Raw genomic sequence first — 9,716 nt, 5'->3', positions numbered from 1 at the left:
GAGATACCCTCACGACGACACAGCTCAGCTATGCTGTCCTCGCCCCTCAGACCGTCCAGGACGATCCTGATCTTCTCTTCGGACGAGTAATGCTTGCGGGTCGCTCGTTTGATGTCTTTGACGATCTTCTCGCCTGAGCTTTTGCGTGTTCCATTGGTCTGTCTCATCTTCCACTCCTCGGTGGTTACGATGAGCCAAGAACACTCTCTTAGCAATTTGCCCTATTTGGACCCATAAGCGCTGACGTCAGACAGTTTCATCTTGCAAACATGACAAGTCCAAGGTCATTTTATGTCATTGTTGTGGCCACTCTGTGGCAGGATTGCGGCGCGCGACATCAGATCTAAGTGGTTCTGAGTTTTATGTATTATTTTCAGTACCATACGCAACTTGGAGGCGCCTCAAACTGATGGTAAATAAATCATCCAACCATAGTATGAAATCATGTGCGCTTGAGTGAAATTTTGATGAGTTGTTCGAAAGTAACCCGGCCAAGTATTCATTACTCATCGAGACAGTGTTTGGTGTCTCGGTAATGTAGAGAGTAAGCCGCCTGTGTGTGTGGCCCGATGTGTAAATAGTAACGAGTAAGTATGGCGCGCCATGTGTTTTCAGTCTGACGACAGCGGCTTTCATTGCGAAGGTTCAAGTGGTTTCGGGTCTCCCCTCCCGAGACGTAAACACTTGAACCTTCCAGAGCTTCGTACGCAGAGCGAACTGGATGAGCGCGCAGGTTGTCTGACAAAGACATCCGCGTTTCAATCACTTTTGCAAAGTGTCCGCGCTTGCATCCCGACTCTGCTGGGTCGACACCCATAGCAAGAACGCGTGGCTCCATTTGATCAATGAGTGGCGCAAACTTCATCGGTTACTCTTTAAGCAAGACCAGGCAATACCACCGTGACACCCGCCACGATCATTTCCACTGCAATCGCCAACAAAATCATGCCCATCAGACGCGTCATGATAACGCGCATCGTGCTGGTTAGAACCTTGCCAAAGAATGACGCAAAAAATAGGACAACAAACAACAGTACGAGTATCATACTGACCACGACCCCAATCGCGATCAAGCTTTCAAGATCTTTTGCATGACCAGCATAGATTATCAAAGTCGCTATCGTTCCGGGGCCGACAATCATAGGGAAGGTAATCGGATAGAAGGCCAGCGCGGACAAGTCGGACATATGGGTCTGCTCTTTATCCGTCCCATGATGCGAGGTGACTTCTTTCCCGTTCAACATCGACCATGCGATATGTGCCAGAACCGCGCCACCGGCGATCCTGAACTGATCAACAGTGATGCCAAAAAAGCCGATGATTTTTTGCCCGGCAAACAGGATCACTGCGCACATAATGGCAGAGAACAAAGTGATCTTCATAGCAAGCATTCTCTGCTGAGCCACGGTAAACCCCGTCGTCAATGCAAGAAAGATCGGTAGATTTACGAAGGGGTTCATTATCGCGAAGAACGCGCCAAAGGCTTTGGTTAGCTCATAATAGTCCATGTGCATTCAACCTTTATGTATCAGCTTTGTTTGCGCGTTGCTGCTCTGTCCCATCAGTGCTCATATCCCTTGAAAAACGCACTTTTCCACGCAACCTAACATGCAAATATGGATATGTCAGAGCATCATTTTCTGAAGTCTGGTTCGTCCGCAACTCGGACATTGGTTGACGATGCGGCGAACGTCCGCTCCGTCCGCAGAGAAGTCATTGGTGCAAGCCGCAGCAAAGGTCTGCTAAAGGAGAAAGCGGCCAGCTGCCGTTAAACAGCTCGTAAATTAATGTCCGCTCTGCGTCGTCCAAGATGCACAGAGACCCTAGAATCCTTCGAACATGCTCGATAGCCGCGCGGTTTTAAGAAATACCTTTTCTTACGACCATTGCCGTTCATTCGATGTAAAAGGACGCCAAAGTGGAAGTGAACCCACTGGTAAAGGTTTCGGCGGTAGATTGAAGGTTTGACTTCAATTTACTCACTGGAGCCGTACAAAGTAGGTACAGGACTTTTGAGGCATCCGTTAACAATATATTTCTAAATGGTAAAATAGTTTTTGGTAGCCCCCTCCTAAGGGGCAGGTTGCAGGTTCGAACCCTGCCGGGGTCGCCATAAAAATAAGGATTTTGCGTATTTCAGCCCATCAAAGGTTCAAAAAAAGCCCCCTCTGGGAAGGGCGAGGGGCTTTGAAATCACCGCCCCGCAAGATGGTTACATCCGCCAAACTCAAACAGATGCTTTTCCTCGTTACAATCGCCACCCCGCAGGATGGTTCGCGCGCTTCGATGGTCTGGGATGCGTCCCTGCTCAGATCGGCAATGAGCGGGTCGAGGTCCATCGCATCGAAATCGGGCAGCGCGGTTTGAAGGGCTTCCACCTGAGCGGCAGGATCCGGCGCGCTATGCCCCTGTGTTTGAAGCGCTTCCGGACCGCGCGGAACAAATCACCAGACCTTACATCAACCTATACTGGGTCTGAGCGTATTTGCTTGGCTGGATGTGGTTTTTTGCTGCCGACTAAGGCGTGTTTCGACCGCCGTCCTTGAAGGCACTCAGCGCCCCCTTCAGGTAGCCGATGTTTTTCGCGCGGCGTCTCTTGATTAACAGCGTGTCTGGTCCGAGCGCCCTGAACACTGCCGCCACCAATGTCGCCAGCTTGGGTCTCGGATGCCCATATTTGCCAAGTGCATAGGCCCGTGATCGGGCCGAATAGTAGGCCTTGAACGCAGCGACTTGTGGCAAGCGCGGTGACCCATGACCGCTAAGGTGAACAACTTTTGCGTTGTGGCAATACATCAAGGGCCCATGTTCGCGCAGCCGCAGCGACAGGTCGTCGTCTTCGTGATACATAAAAATCGCGGGGTCAAAACCGCCGATTTCTTCGAACAAAGCCCGGCGGCAAAAGATGGCGGATCCAGCCAGGACGGACACCTCGGCGTCTTTTGACGGTACAGGCCCTTTCAACCGTTCATTGGGCCTTATCTTGGAACCGCGTTTGAAACTCTGGCTCCCGTTCTGGTCCAATATCCTTGGGTTGAAACCGCTGGCGTCAGGATAGGTTTTGGCCGCCTCAAGCAGGGCGTCAAGCGCGCCGTCTTGCAGTTCGGCATCCGGATTAAGGAAAAGCAGGAATTCGGTTTCGGCCTTGGCCGCACCTTGGTTGCACGCCGGGCCAAAGCCGACATTGCCCTCGTTCAGCTGTAGCGTTGCACCATATTCGTCGGTCAGAGCCTTTAGCGGATCCGTATCAGAAGACGCATTGTCGACGACAACGACCGGTGTGCCCTTGGGAACGCTTTTTAACATGGCGGGCAAGACCGCCATGCTGTTGTAGCTCACTGTGATGATTGTAACTGAACTGGTGGGCAATCTGGGCTCCTTCCTGCTGTGTTAGCAGTATGTGTTCAGAAGGTCAGACATTTCGCACCGGAGTACCAGACAGTTTCAAAATAGAGACCTTAGGCTTCGCCAATGAGGCGCTGGTAGATGGCGATGAGGGCATCTGCCTCGTGCTCGATTTGATGCTGTTCGACTACTTTGCGGCGTGAGGCGTCTGCCATGGATTGGCGTAAGGCAGCGTCTCCCATCATTTTGCCCGTTGCTTCGATCAATTGCTTGATGTCTTCGGGTGGGACGAGAAATCCGGTTTCCTCTGGCACGACCAGATCTTCGAACGCCCCGACACGCGTTGCCACGACAGGAACGCCGCATGACATTGCCTCAAGTGGGGTTAGTCCGAAGCCCTCCCAACGCTGCGGGGCGACGTAGATATCTGAGGCTTGAAACCAAGGGGCGATGGTAAAGCCCTTGTCTTCGGGCAGTATGCGCAGCCGATCGGCAAGGCCAGCGGTCTCAATCTTGGCCTTTAGGTCGTTGACAAAGCTTTGCTGCTCACGCGTAACGCCGCCCATTATGATCCCTTGCGCCTCTGGATGCCGGGGCAACAGTTCGATCATTGCGTCGACAAACAGGTCAGTTCCTTTTTGCGATCTGATCCGTCCAAAGCAGCCAACAATCAAAGCGTCTTGATCGAGACCCAGTTCGGCACGCAGTTTGCGGCGATCTTTTGATGGCGCAAAGGCTTCTGCATCAATCCCATGCAGGACAACAGTGGCTGGAACGCCAAGGTAGGACTTTGCTTTGCCCGAGGCTGCGACCACCTCATCCATTTGCCGGATGAGCCATCGCGAATATTCACCACGCCGTCTTTGCGCCGCTGACGTGAAAACCAGCTTGATACGCTTGCGCAACACATACTTCAGGATCAGACCCACCAGCATTTCGATATTCCGGCGGGAATGCCAAACGCGGTAACCCGAAGGGCCTGAACGCGACATTGAGATCAATTTTGAAGGTCGAAATTGCGGCGCATCTTCCGGCAGGAGGGGACCTGTGGTTGCGATAGCAATCTTTTTGGCTTGCACTGGCACCAGCCGGAATACGGTTGAAGAGACACCCGAGTAGCGGCGTTTCAGGTTTGGCGCGATGACATCAATCGTATTTGGGTCAACCTGCATGTCTATATCCTGATCGCCTGTTCAACATTATTTGCCCGTTCTCATAGTGAATGGCCTTGGTGGATACCATAAGAACTTGAACGTCACAAAAGGCTTGGATTTAGGTGGCTTCGCCGCGAGGCTGGGGCCGGTTGGAATCTGCGGATGCGGCAGTCGTCTTTGCTGGATGTAATGCGTAGTGCTTGCTCAAGGGTTAGTTCGCCGCCGGGCCCGCATAACCCTCCAAAAGGTGCTCCCAATCCTCGTCGTTCCAGTTCAGGCCGTTGGATGCTGCCGCAGTCTTCTTCAGCGACCGGTGGAGTCGATCGATGTTGGCTTGCATCCAGTCGCCCGTTTCTCGTTTTTCGCACTTATCAAAGTCAATGAACCAGACTTTGTCATGCGTATCGATCATGATGTTCCGACAGTTCAGGTCTGAGTGATAAACCTTGTGCGCGTGCAGGTTCTTGATCGCTGCGCCTATGTCGATCCAAAGTTGCTTGGAGAGACTTTTGGTCTTGAGTACGTCCTGAAGCGGTTCCGCGTTGGGAATGCGTTCGGTTATTATGTCGGCGCGGTAAAAGGCACCAGTCGGAACAAATCGCGCAGCCACTGGACGAGGAACGGGAAGCCCTTCGTGACGCATCTCGCTTAACAGGTCGAATTCGAGCATCGCCCGGCTTTTTTCGGCGCTGGTACGCAAATAAAGGTCCCGGTTTACCCGGCCAATCAGGCCGCCTCGGTGAAAATGGCGCAGAACCATGTCGCGATCTGCATAATTGAGAAAATGGGCACTGCTTCTGCCCTGCGTGCTGCCGCGCCAAAACTGGTTTTCTTTGAGCCACGCTGCGTCGAACAGGTTAGGCTCCATAGGTGTGAGGATGCTGGTATCGAAGCGGATGACCGTGCCGTTCAGGCCGAGGTCCGAGGGCGTCGCCATTCCAAATGCTCCGGCTTTGATCTGCTCATTTACTCAATCCCTCTTAGGGGCGTCCCAGAGATTTCACAAGTTCGCCGGGGTCAGGAACCACTGGCCACTGGGCTGCAAAGGTGTATCCATATCATGATGAAGAGACGGCTCTGACCGGGGGCTGCGTCAAGACTACAAAGGCTTGCTGACAACGATATGGTGCCAAAGCGAACTCCGTTGATGTTGCAAATCTGGATGCTGGCGTCTTGGTGCCTTGCCTACCCGATTGTCTTTCTCTCGAGGGTTCTGCACCGGCGGATGGGCGCAGACCCAAAACGGTTCACCGAACGTTTGGGTCATCAGAGCGCGCCTTCCAGCAACGATGTCATCTGGTTTCATGCGGCAAGTCTGGGCGAGGTCATGCAGATCGGCCCTTTGGCACAGCATCTGGCACAGGCGGAAAAGACCAAAATACTGGTGACGACCACGACTGCTGCCGGAGCAGATTGGGTGGCACGCAATATGCCTGATGCACTTCATCGGTTCGTACCGATTGAGACGCCGTCGGCCGTCAGGCGTTTTCTGAATACGTGGGCCATATCAGCCGCGATTTTTGTTGAGGGCGATTTGGGGCCGCGATTGGTTATGGGACTGCGCAAAAGAGGCGTGCCGCAAATTCTACTTAATGCGCGGCACTCGCAGACGCGCGCGCGTTTTCCGGCAGTTTTTGGATTCCTCCTTGCACAGTTTTCGCTGATCACCTGCCGTTCGCGGTCTGTTGCGCAAGATCTGAGCGCGCTTGGTCTGCCAGACGAATTGATACACGTGGTGCCGGACCTTCGGCTGACCTTGCCAAAACTGTCAGCACCTGCGGCTGTGACGGACGCTCTGTCTGATGCAATTGGCGCGCGCCCGTTGTGGCTGGCCGGGTCGACTCACCCTGCGGATGAGGGCGCAGTGCTTGCAGCCCATTTAGAAGTGGTGAACGCGCATCCCAACGCATTGCTTATCATCGCGCCGCGCCACCCATATCGGGGCGAACCGCTGCATCAACTGGCGAACGATCAGGGGTTTGAAGTTGCCCGGCGGAGCCTTGGCGACGAGATTTCAACAAACACACAGATTTATATTGCCGATACCCTTGGTGAAATCGGTGCATTCTTTGCGCTATCGCCCATCACGTTTCTGGGCGGTTCCTTTGGGAATGAAGGTGGGCACAATCCATATGAACCTGCCAGCTTTGGATCGGCTACATTATATGGCCCCCGCGTCAAGAATTTTGCGGGTGCCTATGCAGCGCTTGGTGAAGCGGGTGCTGCTTTGAAGATCGGGGAGCCGGCGGGGTTAGGGACGGCAGTTTTGAACCACTTGGGCGAAGATAAAGCGAGCAAGATGGCGCGTGCAGGATTGGACTACATGGCGCAGACACAAGACTGCCTTTCGACCTATTTAGATCTGGTGGAGCGGGCTCTGGCAACAAAGCGCGCTTGATAGAGTGCGAGCGCGTCGAGGGGCCCCGGTGACGGAGCCCCTGATGGTTTGATTAGCTGTCTGCGCCGGGCAGGAGCACGGTGTCGATCACGTGGATCACGCCGTTGGTGGTTTCGATGTCGGCGCTGACGACCGTGGCTTTTTCGACCATCACACCGTTGTCCAGATCGATTGTGACAGACTCACCTTGTACGGTGGTCGCTTCCATGTCGTCAGAGAGGTCTGTCGACATCACTTTGCCCGGGACGACGTGGTACGTCAAAATGGCAACCAGCTGGTCTTTGTTCTCGGGCAGCAGCAGTGTTTCTACCGTGCCTTCTGGCAGGGCGGCGAATGCAGCGTCAGTTGGGGCGAAAACTGTGAATGGGCCGTCGCCCTTCAATGTTTCCACGAGGCCGGCGGCTTGTACGGCTGCGACGAGCGTTTCGAACGAACCTGCGCTGACCGCTGTATCAACGATGTCCATTTTTGCAGAGCCGGCAAAAGAAGTTGCAGCGAAGCCCAGTGAAATTACAGAAGCAAGAAGAGTGGTACGGATCATTTGGTGTCTCCCAGTACATTAAGGTTGCGAGTACCGTCGTGCGGCATCGTAAGGGAAACGGCGGAGGAGGGTGCTTGGATCACGTGGAAATTTTTCCCACATAGTCTTGATTTGCGCGGGGAGACCTCTAAGCCGCGCCACATCCACGTTTCCACTCACAACAATGTCAAAACGCAGGAATCTGCCGATCAATGTTTGGCGCGTGAGGTTACAGCTCTCTGACATCCATGTGAGCAGTTATTATTTTCCTCTGCCCCAGCGCCGATCTATGTGACAACCCAAAGCGCAACCCAAGGAGAGACGTGCATGGCCTATCGCTGGAAGAACACCCTGACCCGAGCGGACGCGACGCCCTACGAGGAATACGTGAACCGTCGCCAGCTGATGGGCGGAGCCATTGGGCTTGGATTAGTTGGTGCGGCAGGTATGGCGCGTGCCGAAGATGAGGCCCTGGTCCCGAATTCTTGGGATGACATCACGCAGTACAATAACTTTTACGAGTTCGGCACCGGGAAGGGTGATCCGGCCAAAAATGCTCATATGCTAACCACAGAGCCGTGGACGGTCGTTATTGACGGCATGGTTGATGCGCCTGGCGATTACTCCATGGCACAGATCATGGAGACCATGACGATCGAAGAGCGTATTTACCGACTCCGCTGTGTAGAAGCCTGGTCGATGGTGGTTCCATGGAACGGGTTTGAGCTGGCCGATCTGCTGAATTTGGCTGGCGTCCAGGGCGGAGCGAAATACGTGGCCTTTGAAACTGCGCTGCGGAAGGACGAAATGCCCGGCACGCGCTATCCGGTAATTGACTGGCCTTATGTCGAAGGCTTGCGGCTGGATGAGGCGATGCATCCGCTGACCATTATGGCCACGGGCATCTATGGCAAACCGATCCCTAACCAGAATGGAGCACCTATGCGCCTCGTGGTGCCATGGAAGTATGGGTTCAAGTCGATCAAGTCGATTGTGCGCATCACCCTCACGGATCAGGAGCCGCCCACCGCTTGGAACAAGGCGTTGGGGCATGAGTACGGGTTCTATAGTAATGTGAACCCGAACGTGGATCACCCACGCTGGAGCCAGGCAACTGAGCGCGTAGTCGGTGGCGGTCTATTTGCTGGCCGGCAGGACACGCTGATGTTCAACGGCTATGAGGACGAAGTGGCGAGCCTCTATGAAGGTATGGATCTGCGCGAGAATTTCTGATGCTGATTGATGGGATCAATTCTGTCGCCCGCAAGGTCCCCACGTGGGCAGTATATATAGTGTACCTGATCCCGGTGCCTGTGCTGCTGTATCAGGGGATGACTGGGGGCCTTGGGCGAGAGCCGATTAACGCGTTGGAGCGTGAGCTTGGCGAGATCGCTTTGCAGCTTTTGGTTATAGGGTTGTGCATCTCGCCCTTGCGCAAGTTTGCCGGAGTAAACGTGATCAAGTTTCGCCGGGCCATCGGGCTCTTGGCCTTTACCTATGTCGTGTTGCACCTGCTGGTTTGGGCAGTGCTGGATATCCAGTCGCTCGAGCGTGTCTGGGCCGACATTATCAAACGTCCCTACATTACAATCGGCATGGCCGCGTTTGTGATGATGATCCCGCTGGCGGTGACGTCGAACAACCGGTCGGTGCGCGCGCTGGGCGCCGCGTGGCGCAAACTGCATCTTCTGACATATCCCGTCGCGATTCTGGCAGCTGTCCACTTCATCTGGCTGTCCAAAGGGTTTCAGTTGGAGCCTTTGGTCTACTTGACGGTGATTTTGGGTCTTTTGGCGCTTCGTGTTCCTGCACTGCTCAGGAAAGTGGCAGTTTAAAGGGTGCTATGCCCGGAATCGGGCACAGTGCAATTTGGCTTAGTGCCGTGTTGGCCCCTGAGTCGTGCAAAAAGCCGGGTGAATCGGCGACCTTCCCAATAATTTTTGAAGAATCCCTGGCCCGACTCGGTGAATCGGGCGAGTCGCCATGCGACTCGAGCGCTGATTCACCTCCGATTCACGGGTGAGTCTCCGGACTCTTGGGGATAGGTCTGGGGATAACCCCATATGTAGCGTTTCAATCACCCCCAACTCTCACCGATGCGCGCAATTTTATAATGAATTGACGTACGGTCCGCGAAAGATGATTACCTAAAGTCCTGTTATTTAACGAAAAACAGCCTTTTTTGAAAAAAGATGACGTTTCTGCAAAAAAGCACTTGCGGGTATCCGGCACTAACCGTAGAACCCCCCTCATCGGCGGCGCAGAGATGCACCAACGGGGCGCCAGACGGGCGGGACAG

General features: G+C 54.1%; 9 protein-coding genes, 1 tRNA gene and 1 pseudogene. 5 read left to right on the top strand and 6 right to left on the bottom strand.

Annotated elements, in window-relative coordinates; all coding sequences use genetic code 11:
* Positions 1 to 167: pseudogene (locus DHN60_RS18045) on the bottom strand (IS3 family transposase); the annotation flags it as partial.
* Positions 168 to 875: 708 nt separating this feature from the next.
* Positions 876 to 1,508, bottom strand: coding sequence for a MarC family protein (locus tag DHN60_RS18040; RefSeq protein WP_108838709.1), 633 nt, complete (start codon positions 1,506 to 1,508; stop codon positions 876 to 878).
* A 508-nt stretch (positions 1,509 to 2,016) separates the two neighbouring features.
* Between DHN60_RS18040 and DHN60_RS22390 the strand changes: the two genes are divergently transcribed.
* Together DHN60_RS22390 and DHN60_RS22385 are read left to right on the top strand one after the other, a co-directional pair.
* A tRNA-OTHER gene (locus DHN60_RS22390) sits at positions 2,017 to 2,113 on the top strand.
* A 95-nt stretch (positions 2,114 to 2,208) separates the two neighbouring features.
* On the top strand, positions 2,209 to 2,367 hold the full coding sequence (locus DHN60_RS22385) for a hypothetical protein (protein ID WP_159089283.1): 159 nt from the start codon (positions 2,209 to 2,211) through the stop codon (positions 2,365 to 2,367).
* Between the two features lie 150 nt (positions 2,368 to 2,517).
* On the opposite strand, the gene DHN60_RS18030 is transcribed toward DHN60_RS22385, so the two are convergent.
* The 3 genes from DHN60_RS18030 to DHN60_RS18020 form a co-directional block, all read right to left on the bottom strand.
* Positions 2,518 to 3,369: a glycosyltransferase family 2 protein gene (locus tag DHN60_RS18030; RefSeq protein WP_234423701.1), complete on the bottom strand. Its 852-nt coding sequence runs from the start codon at positions 3,367 to 3,369 to the stop codon at positions 2,518 to 2,520.
* An 89-nt stretch (positions 3,370 to 3,458) separates the two neighbouring features.
* Positions 3,459 to 4,517 (bottom strand): glycosyltransferase family 4 protein, encoded by a 1,059-nt coding sequence (locus DHN60_RS18025; protein WP_108838707.1) that lies wholly within the window; start codon positions 4,515 to 4,517, stop codon positions 3,459 to 3,461.
* Positions 4,518 to 4,710: 193 nt separating this feature from the next.
* Positions 4,711 to 5,436, bottom strand: coding sequence for a 3-deoxy-D-manno-octulosonic acid kinase (locus DHN60_RS18020; RefSeq protein ID WP_108838706.1), 726 nt, complete (start codon positions 5,434 to 5,436; stop codon positions 4,711 to 4,713).
* A 210-nt stretch (positions 5,437 to 5,646) separates the two neighbouring features.
* On the opposite strand from DHN60_RS18020, the gene DHN60_RS18015 reads away from it, so the two are divergent.
* Positions 5,647 to 6,897, top strand: a complete 1,251-nt coding sequence (locus tag DHN60_RS18015) for a 3-deoxy-D-manno-octulosonic acid transferase (protein WP_159089282.1) — start codon at positions 5,647 to 5,649, stop codon at positions 6,895 to 6,897.
* A 52-nt stretch (positions 6,898 to 6,949) separates the two neighbouring features.
* On the opposite strand, the gene DHN60_RS18010 is transcribed toward DHN60_RS18015, so the two are convergent.
* Entirely contained in the window at positions 6,950 to 7,438 is a 489-nt protein-coding gene (locus tag DHN60_RS18010) for a fasciclin domain-containing protein (protein ID WP_108838704.1), read from the bottom strand.
* 306 nt (positions 7,439 to 7,744) lie between these two features.
* Between DHN60_RS18010 and msrP the strand changes: the two genes are divergently transcribed.
* Both msrP and msrQ read left to right on the top strand, forming a co-directional pair.
* A complete protein-coding gene (gene msrP / locus DHN60_RS18000) occupies positions 7,745 to 8,650 on the top strand; it encodes a protein-methionine-sulfoxide reductase catalytic subunit MsrP (RefSeq protein ID WP_108838702.1) in 906 nt (301 codons plus the stop codon).
* The gene (gene msrQ / locus DHN60_RS17995) at positions 8,650 to 9,252 is read left to right on the top strand and encodes a protein-methionine-sulfoxide reductase heme-binding subunit MsrQ (RefSeq protein WP_199913697.1); all 603 of its coding nucleotides are present in this window, start codon (positions 8,650 to 8,652) and stop codon (positions 9,250 to 9,252) included. The genes msrP and msrQ overlap by 1 nt, the downstream gene beginning before the upstream one ends.
* Positions 9,253 to 9,716: the final 464 nt, after the last annotated feature.

Origin of the sequence: Tateyamaria sp. Alg231-49 (genome assembly GCF_900143535.1) — a bacterium.
GTDB lineage: Bacteria > Pseudomonadota > Alphaproteobacteria > Rhodobacterales > Rhodobacteraceae > Tateyamaria.
This window is presented reverse-complemented; position numbering and strand designations above follow the sequence as displayed.